General features: G+C 50.4%; 17 protein-coding genes and 1 other RNA gene. 11 read left to right on the top strand and 7 right to left on the bottom strand.

Annotation, left to right across the window (positions count from 1 at the left end):
• The first annotated feature begins 86 nt into the window (after positions 1–86).
• The 8 genes from dpdE to dpdD all read left to right on the top strand — a co-directional run bounded on the left by dpdE (position 87) and on the right by dpdD (position 18426).
• A complete protein-coding gene (gene dpdE, locus OAG1_RS15695; RefSeq protein WP_338621924.1) occupies positions 87–3239 on the top strand; it encodes a protein DpdE in 3153 nt (1050 codons plus the stop codon).
• Positions 3240–3265: 26 nt separating this feature from the next.
• The gene (gene dpdF, locus OAG1_RS15690; RefSeq protein WP_338626431.1) at positions 3266–5848 is read left to right on the top strand and encodes a protein DpdF; all 2583 of its coding nucleotides are present in this window, start codon (positions 3266–3268) and stop codon (positions 5846–5848) included.
• A gap of 361 nt (positions 5849–6209) precedes the next feature.
• Entirely contained in the window at positions 6210–7100 is an 891-nt protein-coding gene (dpdG, locus tag OAG1_RS15685) for a protein DpdG (RefSeq protein ID WP_338621923.1), read from the top strand.
• A complete protein-coding gene (dpdH, locus tag OAG1_RS15680) occupies positions 7100–10216 on the top strand; it encodes a protein DpdH (RefSeq protein ID WP_338621922.1) in 3117 nt (1038 codons plus the stop codon). The genes dpdG and dpdH overlap by 1 nt, the downstream gene beginning before the upstream one ends.
• Positions 10216–11004, top strand: coding sequence for a hypothetical protein (locus OAG1_RS15675; protein ID WP_338621921.1), 789 nt, complete (start codon positions 10216–10218; stop codon positions 11002–11004). The genes dpdH and OAG1_RS15675 overlap by 1 nt, the downstream gene beginning before the upstream one ends.
• 8 nt (positions 11005–11012) lie before the next feature.
• On the top strand, positions 11013–15563 hold the full coding sequence (gene dpdJ / locus OAG1_RS15670) for a protein DpdJ (RefSeq protein ID WP_338621920.1): 4551 nt from the start codon (positions 11013–11015) through the stop codon (positions 15561–15563).
• Positions 15560–16111, top strand: a complete 552-nt coding sequence (gene dpdK, locus OAG1_RS15665; RefSeq protein ID WP_338621919.1) for a phospholipase D-like domain-containing protein DpdK — start codon at positions 15560–15562, stop codon at positions 16109–16111. Before dpdJ ends, dpdK begins: the two co-directional genes overlap by 4 nt.
• Positions 16108–18426 carry a protein DpdD gene (gene dpdD / locus OAG1_RS15660; protein ID WP_338621918.1) on the top strand — a complete coding sequence of 773 codons (2319 nt, stop codon included), beginning with the start codon at positions 16108–16110 and terminating at the stop codon, positions 18424–18426. Before dpdK ends, dpdD begins: the two co-directional genes overlap by 4 nt.
• A gap of 319 nt (positions 18427–18745) precedes the next feature.
• Here the strand turns inward: dpdD and OAG1_RS15655 are convergent, their stop codons facing one another.
• The 4 genes from OAG1_RS15655 to smpB form a co-directional block, all read right to left on the bottom strand.
• Positions 18746–19093: a hypothetical protein gene (locus tag OAG1_RS15655; protein WP_338621917.1), complete on the bottom strand. Its 348-nt coding sequence runs from the start codon at positions 19091–19093 to the stop codon at positions 18746–18748.
• 59 nt (positions 19094–19152) lie between these two features.
• On the bottom strand, positions 19153–19533 hold the full coding sequence (locus tag OAG1_RS15650; RefSeq protein ID WP_338621916.1) for a hypothetical protein: 381 nt from the start codon (positions 19531–19533) through the stop codon (positions 19153–19155).
• A gap of 197 nt (positions 19534–19730) precedes the next feature.
• Positions 19731–20097, bottom strand: a transfer-messenger RNA (tmRNA) gene (ssrA, locus tag OAG1_RS15645).
• An 88-nt stretch (positions 20098–20185) separates the two neighbouring features.
• Complete coding sequence (smpB, locus tag OAG1_RS15640) at positions 20186–20671, bottom strand: SsrA-binding protein SmpB (protein WP_016401009.1); 486 nt, start codon at positions 20669–20671, stop codon at positions 20186–20188.
• A gap of 101 nt (positions 20672–20772) precedes the next feature.
• Between smpB and OAG1_RS15635 the strand changes: the two genes are divergently transcribed.
• Both OAG1_RS15635 and OAG1_RS15630 read left to right on the top strand, forming a co-directional pair.
• Positions 20773–21201: an SRPBCC family protein gene (locus OAG1_RS15635; RefSeq protein ID WP_016401010.1), complete on the top strand. Its 429-nt coding sequence runs from the start codon at positions 20773–20775 to the stop codon at positions 21199–21201.
• A 2-nt stretch (positions 21202–21203) separates the two neighbouring features.
• A complete protein-coding gene (locus OAG1_RS15630; protein ID WP_221077455.1) occupies positions 21204–21548 on the top strand; it encodes an RnfH family protein in 345 nt (114 codons plus the stop codon).
• Positions 21549–21597: 49 nt separating this feature from the next.
• Here the strand turns inward: OAG1_RS15630 and bamE are convergent, their stop codons facing one another.
• The 3 genes from bamE to OAG1_RS15615 all read right to left on the bottom strand — a co-directional run bounded on the left by bamE (position 21598) and on the right by OAG1_RS15615 (position 25053).
• Positions 21598–21957, bottom strand: a complete 360-nt coding sequence (gene bamE / locus OAG1_RS15625; RefSeq protein ID WP_152779817.1) for an outer membrane protein assembly factor BamE — start codon at positions 21955–21957, stop codon at positions 21598–21600.
• Positions 21958–22033: 76 nt separating this feature from the next.
• Complete coding sequence (gene recN, locus OAG1_RS15620; RefSeq protein WP_338621915.1) at positions 22034–23698, bottom strand: DNA repair protein RecN; 1665 nt, start codon at positions 23696–23698, stop codon at positions 22034–22036.
• Positions 23699–23838: 140 nt separating this feature from the next.
• On the bottom strand, positions 23839–25053 hold the full coding sequence (locus tag OAG1_RS15615) for a glycosyl hydrolase 53 family protein (protein ID WP_338621914.1): 1215 nt from the start codon (positions 25051–25053) through the stop codon (positions 23839–23841).
• Between the two features lie 392 nt (positions 25054–25445).
• Between OAG1_RS15615 and OAG1_RS15610 the strand changes: the two genes are divergently transcribed.
• Positions 25446–26516 carry an extracellular solute-binding protein gene (locus tag OAG1_RS15610; RefSeq protein WP_338621913.1) on the top strand — a complete coding sequence of 357 codons (1071 nt, stop codon included), beginning with the start codon at positions 25446–25448 and terminating at the stop codon, positions 26514–26516.
• Positions 26517–26538: the final 22 nt, after the last annotated feature.

Here is a 26538-nt window from a genome sequence, read left to right as displayed (position 1 = left end):
GTCCCGCTTGTCATAGTTTATTAGTTATCTCTATACGAAGTACTGTCCTTTTTTCTTTTTCTTTTTCTTTTTCTTTATGTGCTTTTATGTTTAATAAAAATGAGTTAGTTTTAGCGAGAAACGGACTTGGCATTGGTAAGATTCTTGCCTCAGAGACGGACTTTGTCACCGTTAGTTATTTCGACTCTCCGATGTCGATTAACGCTCACAGTGTTGAAGTATCTTTGGGTGATGTGAAACCTGCTGCGTTAAATCAAGAATCCCTTGTCTTTTATTTCAACCTGGAAAGCAGTGCGTGGGAGGTTGGACGAGTTATTGGACCTGCTCCATATCCCAAAGACTACCGGATTCAGTTTCCAAACGACGTTTTGAGGGATTTATCGGAGGCCGAGATTTATGTGCGGTGGGATAAACCCATCCAAAATGCTATGGAGTGGTTAGCTAATCAGCAAACGTACACACCTTTTTTTCAAGATTCGCGCTTGGAGTTTCAAAACCACATGCTCGCTCAGCGAGAAGCGTGTGCAGGGGTTACAGCGGCACTTTCTTCGTCGATTGCGCTTGAGGCTCATCAATTGGCAGTCGCGCGCCGGGTGTTATCTGATCCCATTCAGCGCTACCTTCTGGCTGACGAGGTTGGATTAGGCAAGACGATTGAAGCCGGGTTGATACTGCGCCAGCACGTCTTGGAAAACCCGCAGCTGCACCAGGTATTAGTATTAGTGCCGGATCCCTTACTGCAGCAGTGGCATACAGAACTAACTGAGCGTTTTCACTTGGCAGAGTTGTTGGACATTAGTATCCGGATCAGGACCTACGACCAGTTTGTAACCGATGACCAAGAGTTTGAACAGGCAAACTTGGTCGTTATCGATGAAGCGCACCAGGTCGGTGAATGGGCCTGGTCAGTGGAGCGCGTCGCGCACTACGAAGCCATTGCCGACCATGTCCACGCCAGTGAAAAGTTACTGTTGCTTTCGGCAACGCCGCTGGTGGGCAACGAACGTAATTTCCTGGCTATGCTGCACCTGCTCGATCCACTGAGCTACCAGTTGAGCCAAGAGGGGGTAGCAGAGTTTCGCCAGCGGGTCGAAATGCGTGAACCGTTGGGTGGTATCATCCAATCTTTCCGTACCAATAACGGTAACCTGCAGTTGAGAAACAGCTTGAACAACTTGCTGCAACTGTTCCCATCTGATGAATACCTTCAAGAGCAAGGCCAGGCGCTGTTGACGTACCTCACGGCCAATCCGTTCAGCAAAGAGCGTCCGGATGAAGCGAACCAACTGGTTCAACAGGTACGTCACCATATTGCCAACCGCCATGGCGTTCATCATCGCTTGCTGCGTAATCGCCGCTCGATGCCACAAGTTGGCAGTCTGCTACCTGGCTTGGATGGGCTTGAGCGCAGGGAATATCAAAGTGCCGACGTCGGTGAGAGCCTGTCTGCCTGGCGAGAGCACATGATGTTAAACGACGCCCATAGTGCTTGCTTCGCTTCGATTTATCACTTGTTTGTGGAAGCGAGCCTCGGTGCTCCTGCAGTTCTGTCTGAGTTTGCGTCCTCGCGCCTCGAGCAACGTAGTCTCGATGAGAATGATTTTTACCTGTCCCAACAGCAACGCATGGCTCTGTGCTCCCCGCTGTCAACGGGCGAGGCAGAATTGCTGCTAGAGTTGATTGGGCGTGCACAAACAGAGCAGCCGGCTCTTCAGCAGCAACTGAATCGACTGCTCGAAGAGTTACTACGAGAAGAACCGCTTGGCGTAGTGATTTTCTGTGACCATCCGTGGTCAGCTGACCAGTTGTTTATGAATATCGGCATTAAGTATTCAGGACAGATCCAACGACACAACCCGAGTAAGCCGTTACGGTTTGGCGACGATGAAAACTGTCGGATTTTGATTTGCGATCGCCGGGCGGAAGAGGGAATTAACCTTCACGGCAGTCACCGCGCAGCAATCCATTATGATGTGTTGTTTTCACCCAACCGGATGGAGCAGCGTAACGGGCGAATGAACCGTTACTACGCCGATCATCACGCAAAAGCTGTTCGCAACTTTGTCATTCTGGGCAATGATCCGCAGTCACTGGCTACCCATTGGATCAATATCCTCGAGCGCTCGTTTAAAGTATTCGACCGCTCTATCGCTGGTTTGCAGTTTATTATTGAAGAGCAAATGGAGCAGGTAGATCAGGAACTGTACTTGGAAGGTCTTGCTGCGTTACTTGCGCTGGATGAACGTTTAGTCGGTGAGCAAAATCTCCTGGTTACCGAACTGGAAAAGATCCACAACCTCGAAGCCTTGATGTCGGTTGATGCAGAAGTGATTGAAGCCAAACATTTTGTGCGCAAGTTGCAGACAACGGATGGGCAGGAAGAGGAGTTCCAGTCGGCTGCAATCAGTTGGATCAAGAAACAGCTTGGCTTTAAGGTTAGCGAAGGGGAAAGCCCGGGTATGATCCGATACCGTTTCGATCATGGCGGGGCCGCACGTGGCACCATGGTCAGCCTGCAGATGCTGATCAAGCATTGCCTTCTCGGCTTTGACTTCGAGAATGGGCACTGTGATGCACCGGTTACATATGAAGTGAGTTATCGCCGAGCGCTTGCTCAAAACAGTCGTCAACGGGTTGCTCGCTTGGGAGAGCCTTTCCACGACGCGATGTTCTCGATGCTGCCTTTCGAGTCACGTGGCATGGCCAGTGCCATGGTGCGTCAGTTACACGGCCTGCCAAATGACAGCATGCCACTGTTTTTTCGCTTGGATTACGTTATCTCCGCTGGCGTTGATGAAAACGCCGGCGCATTGCGCCGTTTGGCAGACCGTTTGATGCCGCCGAAGCAGTACACTGTATGGCTAGATGACAAGGGCAAGCAGGTCTCCAACCAGGATCTTCTGAATATCGTAGGGCGCCAGTACTTGAGCCATGAAAAAGGTGGAAGCGATAAGAACTTGGCCAAGCGTTGGCCGCTTGTCGAGGCGTTGTACAGCAAGGTCCAGTGGAAAGACATTTGTCTGTCTGTCGGACAGCAAGCGCAGCAGGTGGTTGCCGGTGATTACCAGGACATTCATCAGCAAGGTATACATAACCTTGGTAATTATCTGGCCTCCAGTGTTCAGATACCAGAAGGTTATTGTGCGCAACTGCGTCAGGCAATTGAGAGCCCGCAACACCAATGTTTGTCTGCGCGAGCAGTCTTCTTGGCTTCGTCTGAAGTCTTCAAAGCAATCTAGGCAGGGCAGGCAATGACGTGGAACAGATGCTGATACGCGCACTGGCTGAAGGCAGCAATGCTGGATTAGAAAAGCCACTGGACATGGTGGGTGTTGATAAACGGTTATGGCAATGCTTAGGTGAGGGAACAAAACCGCTGGATCGACGCAGCGCGGTCGCCCATTGGCTAAAACAGCAGGCGGCACAGGATGCTGGTTTCGAGATCCAGGTACCTATTGCAGGTACAGGTGCAGGCTCCTGGCTCACAAGAGAGCAATGGCTACAGTCGGGGATCCAATGCCAGCAACTGGGGCAGAGCTATTTGCTTCTGGCCGGTAGCCCTTGGAAACCGGACTGGTTAACTGATGCGCAGCGTCCTGTGTTTGCAGCCACGCTGGCTCAGGCAGAGCGACGCAAGTTCAGTTGGGTACCCATGGATGCCGGGGTAAGCAGCCTGCTGGGTAAGGGCTATAACCAGTACCAGGCGCCAGGCCAGCGAGAGGCCGTAAGGGCTGCACTGTTGAGTGAGCCCGGCAGTACATTGCTGGTTAATCTGCCAACCGGCACCGGCAAGACCCTGGTCGGCCAAGTCATGGCGATGGTGGCACCTCGCGAGAATGCGCTTAGCGTGGTTATAGTCCCAACTGTTGCGTTGGCCCTGGAGCAGGCTGAGCGCTACCGCGATGAGATTCTCAAGCAGGGCGGGGCGTTTGACGATGTCGTCGCCTGGCATTCTGGGTTGGATGTTGAAGAACGACGTGATGTTCGTAGCCGGATCCGCGAAGGGACCCAGCGTGTGATCGTGACCTCACCTGAGGCTGTTTGCAGTTCGTTGACCCCGGTGCTGTTTGATGCCGCCGAGAACGGTGGCCTGCGCAACTTGATCGTCGATGAAGCACACCTGGTGATTCAGTGGGGCACAGGCTTCCGGCCCGAGTTCCAGCAATTAGGGGGCCTGGTTAGAGGGCTGCGAACTGCGAGCGAAGCACAGGGGGTTACTCCCTGCACCACGATCCTGATGACAGCCACCTTGACCGAAGATACCCGCCAGGGTTTACTGGAAACGTTTGGCGCAAAAATGGCAGAAATCCATGCCTGTCACCTGCGACCCGAGCCTGCTTATTGGTGCGCCAAGGCTGAGAGCCAGGAAATCAAACAGCAATGGGTGATGGAAGCACTGGCCCATGCGCCAAGGCCGCTGATCCTCTATTGCACACGCCCGGCTGAAGCGAGGCAATGGCACAGCCTCCTGCAGGAGGCGGGCTACGGCCGCGTGGGAGTCTTCACGGGGTTAACCAAGACAGAGAGGCGTATCGAGTTACTCGACCAGTGGCGTGAAAACCAACTGGATATCATGGTGGCCACTTCGGCGTTCGGTGTCGGTATGGACAAGAACGACGTGCGTTGCGTGATACACGCCACAGTGCCGGAAAATATGGACCGCTATTACCAGGAAGTTGGTCGCGCCGGTCGCGACGGCCTGGCCGCGACGTCTATATTAATCTATACCAACGACGATATGAAACTCGCCGATCGCATTGGTGGGGAAACCGTTATCGGTGTCGACCTTGGTCATGAGCGCTGGTGCAGCATGTGGCAACGTGCTGAGTCCCTTCCTGGCGGTTACTTCAGGCTCAATCTAGCTAACCTGGTTCCTCGACTGCACCGTCTGTCGAAACAGAACAAGAGTTGGAACCTCAGGACTATTTTGCTGATGGTTCGTGCTGGCGTGATCCAGTTGGATGCGGTCAGGCAGCAGATACCACAGCAACAGGAGTCACAGTCTGATGTTGATTATGAGCGTGTTGTTCAGGCCGAAATGAAGAAGTACCAAGACTCGCTGGTTGTGCGGCCCCTGGTGACAAACCATACGGTTCCGGCATTTTGGCGGTCAAACGTGGAGCCGATTCGTAAAGTCATAGCCGAGTCAGCCAGTTCAAACTTGGCCGCCTTAAAAAACTGGTTGGCTACGCCGGATGAGGTATCGTTGTGCCGGACGCTGACATCGCTTTATACCTTGTCTGATGCATTCGCCGACAAGGCGTGTGGTGGCTGCCCTGCGTGTCGCAAGCGCTCGGTTGCGGTGCTTGGTTATGTGATGCCGAGTGCCAAGCTTAACCGTGAATTTGCCGTAGAGTCATCTGCTTTGCGTTGGCACGAACTGACCGGTCTAACGTCTACCCGATGCTTCATCATGTATCCACGCCTCGATGGCAGCACCAAGTCACAACGTGAATGGGCCAGAGCCACGGTGCAACTGATCAAAGCCTTGGCCCAGGCTGGGGTGATTTGCGCCATTCGCATCGCGGATAATGATTTTGCGCCGTTGCAAAAAGCAATTGCGCGCACAGGCGGCGTCAAACCGGAGCTGTTGACCCGTTATAGCAATCAGACTACTGAGCCTGCTGCGGCACCATGGCCGGAGTTGTTGATCCCTTCCAGCTCTGAGCATGAATCTGGGTATGCCTTTCCAAGACCGCTCAGACCCTTTAACGGTCCGCTGCAGTTGGCTCTGGTGCCAGAAGATATGGTGGATCGGAATCATCATGCCAGAGAGCTTTACGTTAAAATGGATCACAGCAACTGGGTGCGAAGAGACACACTGATGCAAGCGCTAGCGAAACGTTAACGGTAATAGCAACAGCGTGAGTACAGGGACCAAAGCTGCTCGGCTATCGGCCCTGTTCTTCTGTTAACAATGTGCATTGGCTCCCATTCTCAGAAGGTCTAGGTTGCATGAACGCCATCTTGGGCGTAGACTTACTTCGGTTACCTTGGCGTAGTCTACGTCGGCTTCCCTACTTACTGTGTCTGGCCCTATTTTCCTCAGCCAGAGCAAGAATAACAACTTTCCAAATTCAGACCAGCATCTCTAAGCAGGAATTCTGACTTAGCAACTGCGCCTGTTTATCCAGTTTGCCCAGAGCCGCACACAGCGCTTGAAGGGCAACTGGGAATAGGCTTTTGTTTTGCAGAGGAGATGGTGGACAGTGTCGATTGTCAATAATGATCACGGGGGCAGCCAGTTTGAAGTGCTGGCAGCCATCTACAGCGTGCTCAAGGGAAACAAAGAAAATCCCATGGAGCAGGAGGAACTCATCGCCTGGTGTCGCCCTCAAGCTCTGATACCCGAAGGCAAGAAGAGTGCTCGAAGCAAGCTTGACAAAGAAGTGAAAGCTTGGAGCGAGCTTGGGTTGCTGGAGACTGCAGATACCAGCATTAAGTTAAGCTCTAACTATTTCACTGACTCAAAGGTACGACTGACAACAGGTGCACGTCGTTGTTTGCTGGCCTCGGAAAACAATAAAGACTTGATTTCAAGAGATCAGCGTGCAGCCGATTTCACCGTCCTGCTCAGTATGCTGCTTGCCTTGGATGTCTACCGTTATCCGGAAATCAAGTCGAATAACCTGGCTGAGATCGTCGATCGTTATCTCAGTGATTTTCGAATCAACTCCAACGAAACGTCTGTTGTGCCGGGATACGCCCATTGGTTAGGGTTTATGGTCCGCACCGGAAACAGCGTCTACAGCATTGATCCGACGTTAGCCATTAGAGAAGAAATTGCGGCTAGCACCAGCGTTTTTAAGCCGGATACACAAATACCAATTGACACATTTATTGGGCAGTTGGCTAAGTTGATGCCTGTGCTTGATGGTGGTGCGTATCGTCAACAAGTCGAGCAACGCATTGAAGGACAGAGTTGGACAAAACCTAAAGACAATGAGTTGTCGACCTCTCTTTCCAGGGCTCTTTTGCGTTTGCACCATGGCGGTCAAATTCAATTGCAGAAACTGTCAGATGCTGGGCTACGCAATTTAAAGGGGCCTAAGGGCGAAATTCTGATGCCTGTAACGCATGTAACGGTACGTGGAGAGTAATGATGACAGCGTTAGCGACTTACTGGCCGGATAATAACCGGATCAATGACTGCATCATGACCGAGGCCGAGTCGCTCTCGGGCAGTTTGCTGATGGCCGTTCATGAGCCGATGCGCCTGATCAAGCGACAGCACACCACGGGCAACGAGGTGCGAGCAGACGAGCAGGCGCTGTTTGACTTTCTGCTGAAGCACAACCGACCGATACCTATTACGGGCGCAGCAGGGGTTGGTAAATCCCATATTATTCGCTGGTTGGGGGCGCAGTTAGAGCGGCTGCCAAACGCCAACAAATACAAGACTATCTATATTCCCAAGAGCTCTTCAATTGCTGATGTGCTGCGATTGATCACTGAAGGTCTCGAAGGCGAAGTTTACAATGACATTCGCCAGTCGATCGATGGAATCAGTCAAGCCATCGATGTCCAGCACATCGCTGAGCATTTGGCACTGAAACTGCGTCTGGCACTGAGCGAAGAGTTCGAGCAAGTTTGCGCGCACATCGAAGCAGGCAAGCCGGTAAATTCTGAAGATGAGCGGCGCTTCGAGTGTGTTTATCAACACGCAGAAGGTCTTCAGGCTCTATTGCAGGATAGCCACCTGACCAAGCACTTTACTCGCCCGGGGGCTTGTCTTTACAACATTGCCCAGAGGCTTTATCAAGGTGTCAAGGAGGAGCAAGGTTTTGAGCAGGACTACCAGATGTTCGCTCATGACTTTGAGATCCAGTTGGAAGTGGCTGCCGCGGCACATGACGCGCAGACGTATATTCAGAATGAGCAGATCCTGATGGTTCCAAGCGCACGAGAAAATGCCGCCTGGACCATTAACCAGGTGCTGTATAAAGCGTGCGGCAAGACCATTGAAGAGCTGCTGAAGATCAGCCCGACGAGCGTGCAGCAGGTCGTGCGCGGTATCCGTAAGCAGTTGCTGGCTGACGACAAAGACAACACTCTGGTGATCTTGATCGAAGACTTCACCACCACCTCGGCAATCCAGAAAGAGTTCATCGAATGTCTGATGGAAGAGGAGGTTCATCATGGTGAACAGCGCCTGTGTCCTCTGAAGTCGGTTATTGCTGTTACCGAAGGCTTTGCCGGTTACCTGCACGTTCGTGACGGTATCCTGGGCCGTACCGGCTATGAATGGCTGATTGAGTCAGCCAGTCAGAATGAGTCCGAGACCCTGGAGCGGATCTTCGATTTCTGCGGCCGCTACCTGAATGCAGCGCGCCATGGCGTCGAGGATCTGGAAAGTGCTTTCAAAAACGCCGGCGCTGAGCATGACTGGCTGACTACCTGGCACGATGGTGAAGTGCAGGAAAGTGAGTTTCGCTCGCGCCTAGATGCATTTGGCTTCAGCCGCCAGGGCGACCCGCTATTTCCATTTAATAAGCTGGCATTAGACAAGCTGGCACATGAACACTGCGTTGCCGACGGCCAGTTGATTTTTCATCCGCGCTCAATTTTGCACTATCTGCTGCGTACACCGCTCAAAGACGGGCGGAGCGCATACCTGGATGGGCAGTTCCCACCCGCCAAATGGGAAGGCTTTATCTGTAATCCGGCGATCGCAACTCAGTTCAGTGTATTGTCGGAGCAAGAGCGGGCCAAGGCACTGGCGGCTGTTTGGGGGGGCAATCCTAGCTCCTTGACCCAGCTGGCTGGCTCGTTGCCTCTCGGCGTATGCGAAGAGTTTGGCTTGGCTGAAATGAGTCAGGTACTTGGTGAATCACCAAAGTCCATGCCAAAGCCAACAATAGAAGACGAAACCAAGGATACAGCCAAGGGTGAAACCAAGCCCCAGGTAAAAGTGACCGTCGAGGACGAAACCGACCAAGTGACCGCTCCTGAAGCTCCCAAAGAGCTAATCGAATGGATCACCAAACTGAATTACTGGTATCAGGGGACCGCAGGTTTACCACAGCCGGATGCTGCTCAACTGCGTAAATGGATCTGTGAAGGTCTTAATGCCGTGATTGACTGGGGGCACTACCTGTGCCGTCCTCAGGCTGTACTGGGTAGCGCTAAGCTCCCGGCCGGTCGGATTCACTTGCCAGTGAAAACGGGTAACACGGGTGCTCCGCTGGTGGATTTGAGCGATCGCAAAGCTTTTGCCCGGCATGGTGAGCAATGGATCAATGCGTTTAACGCCATGGCTGCTTATAACCACTACGGAAAAAGCTGGGACTTTCCTGGTGGCGCAAGCGCATATCTGCATTATCACAACTTCTTCGACAGTATTGCGCCGCAGGTAGCGGACAATGTTGTTGCGCTGGAGCGTGAGCGACTTGGCGCGGTAGCTGCCAAGCTATTGCAGGGGGCGGGATTCCTGGGAGCAGAAGGCGCTAGTGCCAACGGGCTCGTCAAGCGGCTTAATGCATTGCTGTTTTCGGCCGACCAAAAACCAGAGTACGAGCTGCTGGGTGAACTTGATACCCAATGGGAGCTGGTGACCCAACGGCATAACGAACTGCGCAGTGAACTGCTGCAGTTGTCTGCTGCTAAAAAACCGGGCGCAGATCCTTACGCCATCGACGGTAGGTTGGTCGTCAAAGCCCTCAAGCAGCCAAAAGGTGCTGAGCCGGATGTGATTGACCAGGTACTGCGCGATTTGCCTAGTCTTCGGCAGAAAGTACAGCCAGTGACCAGCGCGTTGCAAGAGTTGTTCGCCGGCGATAAAACGGCCATTGTTGAAGCCAGCACCCAGATCAAAGACGTACTGACGTTGGCGGTAAAAGCCGATGTCGTACGGCCGATTGATATGACCTCAGCGCTTAAGCGTACGCTCAGGCGATGGGACAGCGAAGAGCGGGTTGAAGCCGTTAAGCTGCTGAGCCGCCTGCAATTGCCTGAAGAAAATTCTGTACGCCTGATGCAAGAGCTCATTTCTGTTGATGCTAAGCAATTGGATGATGTCCGAGAACTATTGGTCCAGTTCAGTAAATTCGACTCGGCGACGACTAAGCACTTGAAGAATAAAATCGAACAGCAGGGTGGTGCTGAGATTGAACAGGCTCAGCAGGATGTATTTGCACAGCTGGACGAAATTGAAAATCAATTACTGCAGCTCGAACCCGAGCAGCTTGAACCCGAGCAAAAAGAGGAGGTGAACTGATGAGTGAACTACCAATGGCGTCACCCGATGAAACCCTGGCTCCGGTTGAGAGTGGACTGAAAAAACGTTGTGCGGCGTTGAAAGAGCAGCTTGACCGGTATGGCCAATTGCAGCGCAAGACCCTGATCCGGGACACCTACATAGGTATTGCTAACAAACTGAGAAATGCGGGCACAAAGTTGCAAAGCCAAACCATCTGCTATCTGTTGCTACTGCAAAACGAGCGACTGGATGGTGATGGCGCAATCCTGCATACCATGGACAGTGAGCCTGTGAGCAAGGCGCGTGTATTGATTGGATTGTTTCGGCAGGCTTTTATCAACCAAAAAGAAAACGTTACCCAGTCTGACGATCAAGAGTGGCCGAATCTGCTCGATAGCATGGCGTCGCTGACCAAGGAACTGAAGCAGCATGTCGAGCCGGTGTGGTCTTCCTATACCGAAGATCTGCGGCGTAGTTGGCAGATCGACGAAAGCTTGCTGCATGGCCAGATGCTTATCGAAGAGCGCAAGAAAATCTTCGAAGCGTACCAGGTGGAGCGCGAACGCTTTGTGGAAGCAGCGCAAAATCCTCCGACGACGCAAGAAGAGTTGGATGCTTTTCACCAGTTGCAACGGCGTTTGGAAACCCTGCGCGGGAAGATGGATCTGAATATTCCTCCTGCTGTGAACCGCTTTCTCATGGCTTCTGGCCGCCGCGGTGCATCGTTGGATTTGCTTACTGACGAAGTCTTGGAGTGGTTAGATAACAATGACGATACTGCCCGCTACCGGATCACGCGACACTAAGGAATTGCATGAAGCAACTAATTTTACAACTCTTGGATCAACTCGAATCCCGGGAAGCTTCGTTGCTGACTTGGGGAAACAGCCAGGGGTATTTTTCAGAAGATGAAGTGGTTGAGGCCATCGAGCAGCTTCAACTGGCTGCTAACGGCGGTGCTGACCAACCACATGATCCGTATGATGTTATTGACACCATGCAGGAGCAGGGCTTGCTGGTAAGTTGGACAAATGCAGATCAAGAGATTTGTTACCGCAGCCGTATGGCCGAGTCGGTACGCTTGTTTAGGGCATTGCGCCAGCAGTTTCCCAAGCACGCCCGCGGTGACGCCTGGAAACAGGCACCAACCCTGGTTTCTGACTATCGATTCTTACGCCGCAAGCGTAATTATCCGCGTCGCGACCTGACTACAGTGCAGGTGCTTGATACGCTGAGCGAAGCGCCTGGTTTGTCAACGGTCGAGCGTCGGCTGCTTGGTGAGTTGCTCAAGCATGAGCATGGGTATTATGACCTGGCGACCTTCCAGCAGCGGGCTTGCGATACGGTGCTGCGTGGGGGGCGACGTAAGGGCGCGTCAGGCTCGATTGTCTGTGCGGGTACCGGTAGCGGTAAAACCCTGGCGTTCTATCTGCCTGCCTTGACGCACATAGCAGGCCACCTGATTGCCAATCGCGGTGGTCATGTGCAGGCGCTTGCCATTTATCCACGTAACGAACTGCTTAAGGATCAGTTTATCGAGACCTGGCGTCAGGCGCGCAAACTGGATGTTGTCTTGGCGGAGCATGGCAAGCCCAAACTGCGCATCGGCGCGTACTTCGGCATGGCACCAACTTCGAAGAACTCGATTTTCCAGTCCTACATGAAAAAGGCCTGGCAACGCCGCAAGACGGGCTTTGTCTGTCAGTACATTCCGTGCCCGGATGAGAAGTGCAAAGGCAGCATGGTCTGGCTCAACGATGATCACAGTAAAGGCATTGAGCGCTTGTGCTGTGATAGCTGCAACCAGCGCATCGAGTCCGATGAGGTGATTTTGACCCGCCGTCGCATGGAGAAACATGCCCCGGATCTGCTGTTCACCACCACCGAGATGCTGAACCGACAGATGGGTAACCCGCACAGTCGCCAACTGTTTGGCATTGGCAAGCACGTTATTCCGCCTGCTTTGATGCTGCTGGATGAAGTGCACACTTACAGCGGTGTGGGTGGAGCCCAAGCCGGCATGTTGCTGCGGCGCTGGCGGCACTTGGCTGACGCGAGTCCCCACTTTGTCGGCCTCTCGGCCACCTTGGAGCAGGCGCCGAGATTCTTGGCCACATTGGTAGGGGTCAAAGAGTACCTAGTGGCGGAAGTGAGCCCGCTGGAAGACGAAATGGAGCAGGAAGGAGCAGAGTACATGCTGGCACTGCGCGGCGATCCTGCCTCGCGCTCCAGTCTGTTGTCTACCACTATTCAGGCTTCCATGCTGGCCAAGCGGGTGATGGATAACGTGCAGAGCCCGGCGAGTGAAGGCTTGTACGGTACCCGTAGCTTTGTGTTTACTGACGATATCGATGTGATCAACCGCCTGTACTACCAGTTGTTGGATGCGGAAGGGCGCTATTCCAACGGTAACATCAACGCCAAGAAGAAGCCGTTGGCTTTGCTGCGCCAGCCGGTTTACGGCGATAGCGAGCGATTTGCTTATGGCCAAAGCTGGGATCTGCCATTGGCTATTGGTCATGACCTGGATAATAACGATCGAGCCAATATCAAACGCACTTCATCGCAAGATGCCGGGGTAGATCAACAAGCTGACGTGATCGTAGCTACAGCCTCGCTGGAGGTGGGCTTTAACGACCCAACCGTAGGGGCGGTGATCCAGCATAAGGCGCCGCGCGACAACGCACAGTTCTTGCAACGCAAGGGCCGGGCGGGCCGTCAGCGCCGCATGCGTCCGTGGACGGTTGTGGTGCTGTCTGATTATGGCCGTGACCGCATGGCGTTCCAGTGCTATGAAGATTTGTTTGATCCTGAACTGAAAGCACGCCGGCTGCCAGTACATAACAGTTATGTGCTGCGGATCCAGGCGGCATTTGCCACCATGGACTGGCTATCTCAGCTGCCAAGTGTCGCTAACGCTGGCGGATGGGGCGGGATATGGGAGGATCTCTCGTGCCCGCAAAGTGATGATGCCGCGCTGTCCGGGCGCCAGGAATCCCTCAAACGGGAGATTCAGCAATTACTGAATGACCCTGCCCGGGTTGCGAGCCTGACTAAGTATTTAACCGGTGCGCTTGGTCTGCAATCTGCCAACCCCGAGCATAATCGACTGATCCAGTCTCTTTTGTGGCAACCGCCGCGGGCAATTTTGACCGCGTTTCTGCCAACGGTGCTCAGGCGTCTAGCCACCAGTTGGGAAAAAGCCGGGGTTAAGCAAAGCGACAACTGCCGTCGTAACGCGCCGATGCCAGAGTTCGTGCCCGCGGCACTGTTTAGCGAACTGTGTTTGCCAGAGTTAACGGTGCGGTTACCAGAATTTGACTCGGAAGACGGCGCTCCGGCGCCGCAAATGCCAATCTTGCAGGGCATGCGTGATTTTTCTCCGGGACGCATCAGCAAGCGGTTTGCTACCGAGAGTATTCGTCAGCGGCACTGGGTGGTACCCCAGGACTTTGAGTTGGTAGCCGGAGATCGAGTGTTCCCTATTACCGACTACTGCCCACCAGAGCGACTTGAAGCGATGGGCAGTTGCCAAATAGACACCGGCGCTGGGGTTCAGACTATTCCTTGCTTCCGCCCCTACGAAGTGAATACTTCCACGCCTCCTGACGAATGGGACCTGCAGGATACTTCGCAGGCGTTTTTGCAGTGGCATACGGAGATTCGGCCACCTGCAGAGCGCAAAAATGCGGAACTACCTGAGCGTAACATTTGGCGCCGGGTGTTCACTGGTGTCGAGTTCTTTACCCATCAACAGCATCGCCCAGTGGAGGTAGTGCGCCTAGCCGCCGGATCCCGGGCAGAACTCAAGTTCAAAGGCGGCCAAGAGAGTGCGGCGGTTAATTTCGAATTTCAGCATGAGGGCCAACCGGCGAGCTTGGCATTTTCTCTGTGGGTTGATGCTGTGGCGTTTCGTTGTCGTATGCCGGAGTTCCACCTTGATACATTGATGCAGGATAAAGCGCTGCTTTCCGGTGTGCGAACGGCGCGATTTATCGATGAAGTTCGCACCGATAAAACTCTCACCGAAAACGTGTTCCTAGCAGGGTGGTTGGCTGAGTCATTGCTGGCTGGTATGTGTTGTGAGGCCCTACTGAGTCAGTGTTCGCTGGAGCAAGCCCTGGAGGCGTTACGTAATGGCAAGGCGCAGGTTGCGCTGAAAGATATCCCGGCTAAGATCTTCCAGACGCTGCCGGGGACTTCAGGCGATGAAGGCGAGCAGGATCTGCAGCAAAATCTACGCGACCTGCTGGGCCGAGGTGGCGTCGTTGCCAAACTCGCCCGTTGGGCAGAGTTGCTTTGGCAGCAGCCGGATGCCAGTTGGCTGGATTGGCTGAGAAAGGTCTTTCAGACCTCCTTGGGTGCAGCGTTGCAGCAAACGGCAATGCAACTGTGCCAGGATGCCGACGAACAAGATGTGGTATTGGATCTGGATCCGGGCCCTGCCCGGCGCCAGGTTCTGGCTGAGGATGAACTGGAGATATGGCTGTCGGAAACTACCGTGGGCGGCGGCGGGATAATCGAGCGCATTCAGCAGGTGTACCGGGAAGATCCGCGGCGATTTTTTGAGTTGTTAGACTTTAACCTGCGCGCTGGTGATTACGAGACGATGGACAGCCATGTTTATCAGTTGCTGAATACTCTGCAGCAAGACGCCGAAGTGGCGACGCGAGTAGAAGCTATGCGGACGGCAAACGACCATCAAAGCCAACTGCAGGCGCAGCGTGGCCTACTTGGCTTACTGCAGCAAAACGGGTTCATGACCAGCCACAATTTCATGTCGGCAGTGAACTCCCGCTTGTTGCGGCCGGGCAGTAGCCAACATAGCGATTTTTTGCTGCTGCAATTGCAACAGGGGTGGCGGGATGAAGAGAAGCGTTTGGGAATTGAACTGCCTCAGCGTGTTTATGCGTTTGCCTGTTCGTTAAACGATGAACTGGATCAGTTGTTACCGCAGGCTGCTGCAGGGCAACAGGACGTGCAAAGTTGGCGCTTCAATGTGTGCAACGGATTACTTTGGCCCCGGGGCTATGTGATTCGCGATGCCTGGCTGAGTTACTACAATCCTTTCGCCTTTGCCGGACCCACCGAACGATTGCTTGTGAGAGCGTCTATTGGTGCTGCCTGTGAACAAGTCGATCTGTCCGATGGTGACTGGATGGCACAATGCCATGCGCTGCTGGACAAGCATGGCAAATGTGAACTGGTGGCAAAACCGGAGTTGGACATTAACCAGGCGTTGGCCCAATTGCTGGTCAAGCCTGTGGACATGTATGGATTATTCTTCTATCCGCGGGTGGCATCGATTCGCCGTGAGCAGCACCTAGTCTGCGCCCAGGTAGAAATCGCGGAGGCTGTGCAATGACCACTCGTCGTATCTTCAAATCCCGTACTTCACGCCAGGCCGAGATCCAGGATGTGTTGTGCGGTTTGCTGACAGCCGAGGTGATTAGACCTAGTCACACGTTGTGGCTGGTATCACCCTGGGTGACAGATCTCGAGCTATTGGATAACCGCACGGGCAACTTTGATTACCTCGAGCCTGCCTGGGGGCAGCGTAAGGTGCAAATCACTGAACTGTTGACCCGCATGTTGGCCAACGGTGGTCGTTTGAAGTTGGTGACAAATCGCGATGCGCACAATGCGCGTTTCTTGCGTCACATAACAGACCGCGCCGAAGGCTATGGGGTTTCCGAGCGACTCAGCGTGCTGCAGAAAGATAAATTGCACACCAAGGGGATCTTAGGTGAGCACTACTATCTTCATGGTTCGATGAACCTGACCATCGGCGGCGTTGAAATCAATGATGAGCAGATAAACCTGAGTACCGATAAGCAATCCATTGCCGAAGCGAGACTGACGTTCCGCAAGCATTACGGCCCAGTTGACGTGAACACTGGAGGTACGGAATGAAACTGCCGCAACAGCATGAGTTTCTTGAGCGCTTTTTTGCTACTGGTAACCGGATAACCTGGCCGGAGATCGTCAACCGTACGCTCAACCCCAGTACCTTGGCGCGGCTTGAGCCGTGGCTGGAAGACGTGATCAACGAGCGTTTCCCGGTGATCCTGCCGAGAGTCTATCAAGGCGGTATTTGTTGGTATGCGCTAACCGATTCTGAAACGGCACGGGTTGAACTTGGTGAGTTACTGGCGGCACATGTCGGCGCATCTTATACCGACTTTGACAAACAGCCGTGTGAGCTTAATGCGCAAGATCCTATTGAGCGCGCCATTATTGATACTTTTGGCGACATTCGCACGTGTAAGGTGTTTCGTTTTTCTGCCAGCAGTAGACCACATATAGACGCGATATTCAGCGCGCTGGAAAGGCTACGCCAGCAATTGGCTCAACGACCGGCGTTGAAGCAACACCTGGTCCGACATCGTGGGCGCATCTTGCGTGATATCAACCAGGCGCTGTATCGTCATGACAGCCAACAGGCGATGAAATACCTAGCTGAGTTGCGCCGTGCTGGTGGCATAGGTGATCAGAATGAGTTGTTCCTGGAGTTGCGCTGCCACGCCATTGCCGGAGAGTGGCAGCAGATCATGGAGCACCCGGATCTGCGCATCGTGTTGGATCTGCCGCGGCCACGTGCCTTAACTGAAGCTTTAATGGAAGCCGTCTACGGCTCCGAGTTATCGAATTTCGAAGTGCATGATGACTTAGGCGGCCAGCGAGAGTTCTTCCAATCCTCTGTGGCAAAACGGCTCCTGGGATTGTTTTCTGCTAATCCCCGGGTCACTTCGGCCAATTCTGTCAAGAGCTGCTTGCTTTGGTTGTTGTCAGAAGGCGACGCAAAACCAGACGTTGTCCGCCGCCGTGCTGAGCAGTTGGCACAACACGCTGTTTGTCACACGGAAACTGATCGGCAGTGGATCGTTCAATTGCTTGCCGAGTTCCCTCCGCTTCCAACACCAAAAGATACTGCATTAGAGCGGCTTGTGGACGCTGAACATCAGGTGACGGCAGCTTCGTTTACAGACTTTGAGCGATTGCGCCTGGAAGCCGATGACGACCCTACGGCCGTGCTGGAGGCTTTGACTGAGTCACAATGGTCGGACACGCCTGCGATACAACTGGCTGCTTTGGCACTGAAGTGCGCGTGGGGAATTTCATCGACCAAGTCCGCGCAACAAGCAAATGAGCTAATTGGGCGTCTTGGCGAGGCCGAGCGCGGGCAACTCTTAGCCAAGCCTGCCTACGGAAAGTACTTCGAGGAAATCAGCGCTAAGTTGCCTGATCGAGCTGCTGATGTAGAGACATGGCATGAGTGGTTGCAGCAGTTGCTGGTGCAACCAACCTGGCATGGTGCAAAAGACGTTGCCGAGGAAGGAGCGCTGGATTGGCCTGACACTGCGCTACATAGTGAGTCGTTTACCGAGTTGGTCATGCAATGTGGTGATAGCGCCCATGAGCAGGCTGCCCTGGTCGTACGAGAATGCTTGCCCTATCTGGCGGCCTGGTTATACCGACATGAGTCGGCAACCCGTTGGCAAACCGTTTGGTTGGCGCTCATAGAGTTGTTGTCCTTGGACGAGCAAAGCTCATCAGAAGACATGATCTTTGCTATCGACCTAGCACGTGGTTATTTGCATGGCACGGTAACGGCTGACGGCTACAGTGACTTGATTGACTACCTTAGTGAGTTGCAAGCCAGTAGCGGATCGGGAGCTGATAGCGGTGACATTTGGTTGGATACGCTGGAGCTGCTGGTACTGAATCCATGCCCACAACAGCAAAAACGCGAAGAATTGTTCGCCAGTGTTTACGGAGCATTCTGCGCCAATGCCAGTCGCTATAAGGCAGTTCAGTGGGGGTATCTTGTGCTATTTGCCAAGGAAGTTGGTCTCGATTATTGCGAGCCGGAATCTGTGTCAGAAGGTGAACAGCAGCCCGATGGTAAGCTACAACCTGTTGCCTCACTGAATGGCAAAAAGATTGGCCTCTATACTTTGACCGAGTCTGTAGCTAAGCGAGTAAAATCTGAAGTACAGAAGCTTTACCCGCAAGCTGATGTTCGGATCAATAGTGACAAGGCCTCAACCGAGCCGCTAAAAGCTTTGGCCAAAGATGCCGATCTATTTGTATTTGCTTGGTTGAGTGCTGCGCATCAGGCGTATTACGCTATCAAAGATGCCCGTGGGGATAAGCCTCTGTTGCAACCGCAGGGAAAGGGAAGTTCTAGCATGATGCGGTGTTTACTAGAGTACATAGACCAGTAGGCTTCAGTGGGATTTATGAAGACGTGTATGAGCTGTTGGTTTTGCATTTATGCAAAATGGCTCAGCGTGCACCAACTGCATTCGCGCGGCACCGCTATCGGCTGCACTCCAAAATCCGTGGGAGCCTGCACTGCCAAGCAATTATAAATGCTCAACCAGCAATACTCCTCCCGTTATCGTCGAGGACTGTTTAATTTTTACTTCTAGAGACCAGGGCTATCTCGAATGAGCGAAGCTATTGCTTTGGGAGGTGACAGTTTTTGCAGGCTTTCGCGTGAGGCTGATAATCACACAGCAAATCCAGAGCTATTGGTATTGGTTATTGCTTCAAGGAGTTAAACGTATTGCTATTCACGTACAAGCCGGCGACATCCATCAAGCTCCCTCGATGTTCAGGGGAGCCGAGCACGTCAGCTGGTGCAGCATCTAAGTCGTGGTTAAACGAAGTGAACCAGTTAAAAGTAGCCCAATCTGACAATGGCTCCAAGTAGGCCAACAGCGTTGGTACACATTCATGAATTTGTCCGTGGGCGTTGAACTGAAACAAGGGAAACCGTGGATTAGAAGGTTGGCTAAAGTTAAAAGCGAGGAGTTGATGCTTATCCACCAAACCTTGAAGAATATCCAGTCGGTTAGCTGTGTCATTGATTCCCAATTTGTTCAGCATTTCCTCGACATTTAAGCAAGGGTACTCATCCTGTTTAGCTTCGATCGCTTTCAGACTGGCTAAGATTGAATCTCTTGTTGTTGTCTTCTTGGTATACATAAAAATCGGTAAATAGTTCCGCTCGCTTGGTGAAGGTTTACCTGCTTTGTTTGAAAGCTGGGCACCATCCTTCTTATAAAGTAGCCAGATTTACTGAGCGATTTCGCAGCGTAACTTTGCAGCTTTACTGCATAAATATAGTCTAGATTAGGGGCGTGAAAAAGACGAATAGTGGCATCTTTATCGCGACCAGCTGATTGATTAACTCGCGAAAATAAAAGAATCTCATCCGCAAATCTGAAGTAAGTGTTGCGCAAAAGTACCTGGCGTATTGCCTTTAAGTTTACCGCTTGGGCATTTTTTACTTCAGTGTGTGTTAAAGGTTTTACTACTCTTGCCATTTAGTGGTCCAAGTGCTGGTTGTTTTTTGATCGGTACGCTATAAGTAACACTAAAATAATGAGATGTCACGGAATCAAAAAGAATCAATTAGGACAATGTGGTGATTTATAAGGTGTTGAAACATATATAGTTATATATAATTTGGTGCTTTTTAGGCACAAAAAAAGACACCCTTAAGTGTCTTCGTTTGTAGAATTGGTGGAGCTGGCGGGTTTCGAACCCGCGTCCAAAACCATTCTAACCAATGGCGCTACATGCTTAGTTTGTCTTTATTCTCGTTAGCAAGCTGCGAACAAACACGCCACTTACTAACATACCAGAATTCTATTTCGCGGTTCAGCTCTCTAGTCAAAGCATCCCTCGCTATCTTGTTTGGGTTTGAACTTCTATGATTCCCCGTCTTACAAGCGGAAGCTAGGGTAGAAGTGCTCTAGCAGGTTATTAAGCTGCTAGTGCGTAGTTTTCGTCGTTTGCGACTATTTTTTTGCGGCTTTTTACGTGGCAAACCGCCCCACGACATGCTCCACAAGCCTTCCTGATCCTGTCGAATCCAATTCAGCCCCGGAATTTCTCAAGCATTGTAACACAAGCCAACGGCGTGCGGATATACAGTGCTGTTCAAACGCTGCTTATTTACCCAATAGGGTAAAACTATCTGAAGCTGTGCTTCATTACGCGGTCTTTAGTACGTTGCCATTCGCGATCTTTTTCATCTTCACGCTTGTCTTGATCTTTCTTACCTTTGGCTAAGCCCACTTCTAGTTTGGCCCAGGAGCCTTTCCAGTACAAAGCCGTTGCAACAATGGTATAGCCTTGGCGCTCAACCGCACCAATAAGCTTATCTAGCTCTCGGCGATTAAGAAGCAGTTTGCGAATGCGTGTTGGATCTGCCACAACATGGGTTGAGGCTGAAATTAGTGGTTGAATGTTTAAACCAGAAACAAAGGCTTCACCGTCGCGTACGTATACGTAGCTCTCGGCGATATTTACCTTTCCGGTTCGCATGGATTTTACTTCCCAGCCTTGTAGTTCCATACCCGCTTCAAATTTGTCTTCGATACGGTATTCATGACGCGCTTTTTTGTTTAGCGCAATGGTATTAGAACCAGCTTTTGATTTTGATTTTTTCTTACTCATGGCGGCTATTATACCGATGCGGCGGGGCTTTAAAACTGATAATGTGCGGATTAGCTCAGCTAATGATAAAATGTGTACAGATTTGATGAAAGAGTGGGTTCATGCCGCAAGTAAACCGTAGTGCCTTAGTGATGTTTAGCGCTAAGCAAATGTACCAATTAGTTAATGATATAAACGCCTACCCCGAGTTTTTACCTGGGTGTGTGAATAGTGAAATATTGGAAGAAAGTACTTCAAGTATGGTAGCCGAAGTTGGGGTTGCCAAAGCAGGCATAAAAAATAAGTTTGTGACTAAAAACACCCTCACTGAAGATCAGTCCATTCAAATGAAATTGGTGGATGGTCCGTTTAAATCGTTAACTGGGGTATGGAACTTTGTGGCCTTGGACGAGCAAGCTTGTAAAGTGATGTTGGATTTAGATTTTGAGTTTAGCAACAAACTAATAGCGGCGGCGTTTGGCCGTGTATTTAATGAATTAGCTGGCAATATGGTGCAAGCCTTTGTTGAGCGGGCCAAGCAGGTATATTAACGGTGTCGGATCTAATAAATGTAGAAGTGGTTTACGGCTTGCCAGAGCATCAAGTATTGTTGGCGCTAAAGGTTGAGCAGGGGTGCAGTATTTTGGAGGCCATTCATCAATCTGGCATAGTGCAGCATTTTCCTGAAATTGAGCCTGAGAAAGCCTCGGTTGGCATTTTTAGCCGAGCAGCAAAACTCGCTCAGGAGTTAAGAGATGGTGATAGAGTTGAAATATATCGCCCATTGATAGCTGACCCTAAAGAGTTGCGAAAAATTCGTGCTGAGAGGGCCAAAGCAGAAGGGCGAGCCAGTAAGGTAACTGGCGGTAGGCCAAAAACGAAAAAAGCAGATAGCTAGAAACAAAAAGGCCAGATGATTAATCTGGCTTTTTAATGATGTTTTGTTTTTAACCAGCGTCGAGTGGTTGCATAAAGTCTTCGCTGACTTCGTAGTCACCTTCGATGAAGGCTAAGTGGTCATTCACAAACTGAATCACTAAATCGCGCTTCTCAAAATCACCGTTGCCACTTTGATAGCTGTATAAGTAATACCAACGTTCTTTATCGAAGGCGTCAATTAACATTGGAGTACCTAGTACAAAACGCACTTGCTCCTTAGTCATGTTAATGCGGAGCTGTTCTACTTTGGCATCATCAATGTAGTTGCCTTGTGGAATATCAATTTTATATACCATCCAGTCGAAGGCAGAACAGCCACTTAGGCCAATGCTGGCTAGTAGAACAAAAATTTTGGCAGTAAAACGCATGTGAATCGAAGCTCCTTGTTAAGGCAAGCATCATAACGAAGCCTTGCCATAAAAAGAAGCTTGGAATGCTAAGAATTCAATCCTTAATCAATAATTCTTGCGCGTTTGCTAGCGCCGAAGCGGTAATTTCATCACCTGCAAGCAAGCGGGCTAGTTCTCCAAGGCGCTGTTCAGTATCCAAGGCTTGCATGTTTGTTATCGTTTCGTTTTTCTTTTGCTGTTTGCTTACCAGCATTTGTTGATGACCGTGGCCTGCAACTTGCGGTAAGTGAGTGACACACAATACTTGGCATTGTTTACCTAGCTGACGCAACATGCCGCCAACTACTGCAGCGGTTGGGCCGCTAATACCCACATCCACTTCATCAAAAATTAGTGTAGGGGTTAAGATACTGGCAGAACAAATCACCTGAATTGCTAAGCCTATGCGTGAGAGCTCGCCGCCGGATGCGACTTTTTCGATGGCCTGCATCGGTTGGCCTGGGTTAGTGCGCACCAGTAGTTCAACTCGGTCAATACCGTTGGCGTTGGTAAATTGCTCATCACTTTGTAAAGAAAACTCACACTGGGCTTTTGCCATGCTTAGTTTGTGAATTTCTTTGGTGATTTGTTTGCTTAAGCTATTAGCGGCGCGCTCACGACTTTTAGACAGCTTGTTAGCTTTAGCTAAATATTGTTGCCATGCCTTATCAATATCTTCGGCAAGGTGTTCAAAGCGTTCTGTTTGTTGGCTTAGTTGTTCTAGTTGATGTTGTAACTGTTGATGCAGCTCTGGCAGTTGTTCTGGGTTTGTTTGGTGTTTCCTTGCAAGCTCTAAGGCTTGGCTTAAACGCTCTTCTAATTCTGCAAATAACTCTGGGTCGTAATCCAATTGCTCACTGTAACTACTTAACTGCTGAGTGGCTTCTTCTACTTGGATTTGAGCTTCGTGCAATAGGTTATTGATTGCATCTAGTTTAGGGTCTAATTCGAGCAGTTGGCTGGTTGTTTTGCAGGCTTGGCCTAGCATATCTAATACGTTTACTTGCTCATCGTGGCCAAGTAGCTGAGTAAGTTGATAGCTAGATTGTTGTAGCTCGGTGCTATGAGACAAACATTGGTGCTGCTGCTCAATAGTTTGGTATTCACCCGGCTGTAGGGCGAATTCATCTAACTCTTTGACTTGGTATTCAAGTAACTGACGTTGTGCAGCCAATTCATTTTGCTGTTGTTCTGCTAGCTCTTTCTCGTTACATAAACTTTTCCAAGCTTGATAGGCTTGTTTTACATCTTGGATAAGTTGAGGGTGAGCTGCATATTGGTCAACAATGCTTAACTGCTGACTTGGTTTTAATAATAGTTGATGGGCGTGCTGGCCATGAATACTGACAAGGTATTGGCCCAAGCTTTTTAATTGCGCAGCGGGTACCGCTGTTCCATTAATATAGGCTTTCGAGCGTCCCTCTTTGGTGATCACTCGGCGCAGAATACACTCATCGTCACTTAGCAGTTCATTTTGTTGCAGCCAAAGTTGGGCACCTTGGTTATTGCTTAAATCAAATTGAGCACTAATTTCGGCTTTATCTGCGCCTTGCCTAACTACAGAGGCTTCGGCGCGATTGCCTAAACATAGGCCTAGCGCATCAATGGCAATAGATTTACCAGCACCAGTTTCACCGGTGATGGTGGTCATACCTTGGTGTAAGTCGAGTTCAAGAAACCGAACAATCGCAAAATTTTGTACGCTTAATTGAGTGAGCATATCCTTACCTGACTATTTATACAGTAACTGTATAAATATATAGTTCTATTTTTAAACATGCAAGCATCAAAGCTTAAATGTTGTTCGGCATTACTTTGAAGATATACTGCGTATCATTTTCTTTGAACAGATTTGAACTCTTACTCTTGTTGTTTAAAAACCTCCAAAGAGGGTAAGGCATTACCTTCAAAATCAAACAAGGCTTGGTTTTCCCATGAGTTCCCTAGGCCCCATTGATCGCCGCTGTATTCCATGCCTGCGTTTGTCGACCAAGTGGCCCCTTGAATAGGTAGCCACGCGGGCTCCCAGTAGTAGATGCCTAAGCCCATATTATTTGGAAGCTCGTTAACTAACGACATAATGTCTACTAGAAATTGTGCTTGCCCACTTACGTTTATTTGATAGCCTTCTATTGGATCTGCACTTGAGTAACTATTGGCTAATGAGTCGCCATTTTCATGTGTGAAAGGGAAGGCTGTTTCAACAAGTAACACTGGCTTGTTATAACGAGCAATTAGATCTTCCATGTTGGTTCTTACGTGTTCTACCGGGCCATGCCACCACGGGTAGTAAGACATGCCTATAATGTCGAAGTCGACACCTTGCGCACTTATTTCATCAAACCACCACCGAAAGGTTTGGTTGTTACCTGCTTCTGCTAGGTGCAATATGATTTGAATTTCTTTGCCACTGTTGTTGTCATGTACAGCTTGAATTCCTGCATTGAGTAGTTGCGATAAGCGCTCAAACTCTTTGCCATCTTGTCCCCAGCTTTTTCCATCTGGCCAAAGCATTCCTCCATTTAGTTCGTTACCAATTTGCACCATGTCTGGCATAACACCTGCGGCTTGGTGGGCTTGCATTATCTCGGCAGTATAGTCGTATACTTTCTGTTTTAGGTTATCAAAGGTAAGGGTTTCCCAGCCTTTGGGTTTACTTTGTTTTTTAGGATCTGCCCAAAAATCGCTGTAGTGGATATCTAGCAGGAATGACATATCTTGCTGATGAGCACGTATGCCAAGTTCTATGGAGTGCGCAAGGTCATTGTTGCCACCCCCAAATGGTTCACCGTTACTAGAGCTAGGGTCAACCCATAATCTTGCGCGAATAGAATTTACGTCATGGTTTTTTAGGATGGTCACTAGGTCTTGCTCGATACTGTTTTGGTAGTACTTTCCACCCAGCGCTTCAATCTCAGGCAGCATCGAGATATCCATTCCACGAATGAAATTATCTCTAAGATCTGGAGCAGTGATGCTGGCATTGTTATCACTGCTAGTAGGTTGGTTCGCAGACTGGCAGCCGGCAACAATAAACACCATAAACAAAAGCGCTGTATTTATTTTTGAGTTCATTGTTTGCCTCGTTTTATAGCCAATTGTTTGGCGATTACCGTGGGTATTTGTGCTCTGTTTTGCAGCTAAATAAGTAAAACACAGAGTTTTGTTTGTGAAAGATGCATTGGAGCGGTTTAACATCAATATAGCTACTGTTTTTAAGTGAGATTGCGAGCTGGAAAAAACTTTTCACAAAAACTGTTTGTTACCTCCAGGGCGCTATTTAATTTACCTTAATTTGCTGTGGTTAATTTTTTCTTTCAAGTTCTTTGCTGTTTAAAAATTTAGCGACTACGCTTTTGCTTGTCACATTAGTGTCATTAAATTGGTGCATGTTTATCAAATACTTGTTGTAAATAAGCCGCTTTTGTCGGTAAACCATTTAACCGTAGAACTACATGGAAGAGATTATGTTGAATAAACGTTTATCATTAAGTGCCTTGGCACTTAGCATGGGCGCAATGGTAAGTGCGCAGGCCAATGCTGAAACTTTACGTTTGCTTACTTGGGGCGGCTATGCACCACAAGAAGTTATCGAAATGTTTGAGAAAGAAACCGGCATTGAAGTAAAAGTGACTAAATCAAACAACGAAGACATGATCTCTAAACTTCGCGCTACTGGCGGCTCGGGGTTTGATTTAGCCCAACCTAGCCAAGACCGCATCACCGGTGTGCAACAACAGTTTGGCATTTACCAGCCTATTGATTTAGCCCGTATTGAGCAGGCCCAAATTATTACCTCAATGTTAGATGCTACCAAAAAGAATACCGCTGTAGGTGATCAAGTGTTTGGTGTTCCTCATGTGTGGGGAACCAGCGGCTTGGTAGTAAATGGTGAAATGGCAAAAGATGTGGCCGATTACACCGACCTATGTCAGCAGCAGTACCAGGGTAAAATTTCTTATCGCTTAAAGCGCCCTACCTTAATCGGTTTTGCTTTTGCATTGGGTGAAGATCCATTTGCTGCTTACGCTGATCCCGTTAAGTACCAAGAAATATTGAACAAAGTTGAAAAGACTCTGGTGGAATGTAAGCCTTTGGTTAAGACTTACTGGTCTGGCGGCGACGAGTTAATGAACTTGATGCGCTCTAATGAAGTAGTTGCCGCTATGGCTTGGGATGCTGGTGGTTGGAAGCTAAATCGCGATCAACAGAATATTCAGTTTGTAGCACCTAAATCTGGAGCTTTGGGTTGGATTGATACTTTTGCCATTCCTAAAAAATCTAAAGCAGTAGATGCTGCGTACAAGTGGATTAACTTTGTTATGCGCCCTGAAGTAGCAGCTAAAATTACCGAAGCTGCAGGTAACTTCACCGCTTCTAAAGGTTCAGACGCTTACGTAAACGAACTGGCGAAGTCGCAGTTTAACGCCAGCTTTAGTAGCGACGACATCGACAACATTAAGTGGTACCCCGCTGTTCCTGCTGGTTTAGAAGCAATGGAAGGCAAAGTACTGGATCGCGTACAAGCGGCCAACTAGTTTTATTGGGGCGCTCGCGCCC

The sequence above is a fragment of the Agarivorans sp. OAG1 genome, from assembly GCF_037076485.1.
Lineage (GTDB): Bacteria > Pseudomonadota > Gammaproteobacteria > Enterobacterales > Celerinatantimonadaceae > Agarivorans > Agarivorans albus.
This window is presented reverse-complemented; position numbering and strand designations above follow the sequence as displayed.

Coding starts and splice junctions, on each gene's coding strand:
- OAG1_RS15650 (WP_338621916.1), bottom strand. CDS start 19,533: ATGGCAAGAGTAGTAAAACCTTTAACACACACTGAAGTAAAAAATGCC.
- OAG1_RS15610 (WP_338621913.1), top strand. CDS start 25,446: ATGTTGAATAAACGTTTATCATTAAGTGCCTTGGCACTTAGCATGGGC.
- OAG1_RS15675 (WP_338621921.1), top strand. CDS start 10,216: ATGAGTGAACTACCAATGGCGTCACCCGATGAAACCCTGGCTCCGGTT.
- dpdD (WP_338621918.1), top strand. CDS start 16,108: ATGAAACTGCCGCAACAGCATGAGTTTCTTGAGCGCTTTTTTGCTACT.
- dpdE (WP_338621924.1), top strand. CDS start 87: ATGTTTAATAAAAATGAGTTAGTTTTAGCGAGAAACGGACTTGGCATT.
- recN (WP_338621915.1), bottom strand. CDS start 23,698: ATGCTCACTCAATTAAGCGTACAAAATTTTGCGATTGTTCGGTTTCTT.
- OAG1_RS15655 (WP_338621917.1), bottom strand. CDS start 19,093: ATGCTGAACAAATTGGGAATCAATGACACAGCTAACCGACTGGATATT.
- dpdK (WP_338621919.1), top strand. CDS start 15,560: ATGACCACTCGTCGTATCTTCAAATCCCGTACTTCACGCCAGGCCGAG.
- OAG1_RS15635 (WP_016401010.1), top strand. CDS start 20,773: ATGCCGCAAGTAAACCGTAGTGCCTTAGTGATGTTTAGCGCTAAGCAA.
- smpB (WP_016401009.1), bottom strand. CDS start 20,671: ATGAGTAAGAAAAAATCAAAATCAAAAGCTGGTTCTAATACCATTGCG.
- dpdF (WP_338626431.1), top strand. CDS start 3,266: ATGCTGATACGCGCACTGGCTGAAGGCAGCAATGCTGGATTAGAAAAG.
- bamE (WP_152779817.1), bottom strand. CDS start 21,957: ATGCGTTTTACTGCCAAAATTTTTGTTCTACTAGCCAGCATTGGCCTA.
- dpdJ (WP_338621920.1), top strand. CDS start 11,013: ATGAAGCAACTAATTTTACAACTCTTGGATCAACTCGAATCCCGGGAA.
- dpdH (WP_338621922.1), top strand. CDS start 7,100: ATGATGACAGCGTTAGCGACTTACTGGCCGGATAATAACCGGATCAAT.
- OAG1_RS15615 (WP_338621914.1), bottom strand. CDS start 25,053: ATGAACTCAAAAATAAATACAGCGCTTTTGTTTATGGTGTTTATTGTT.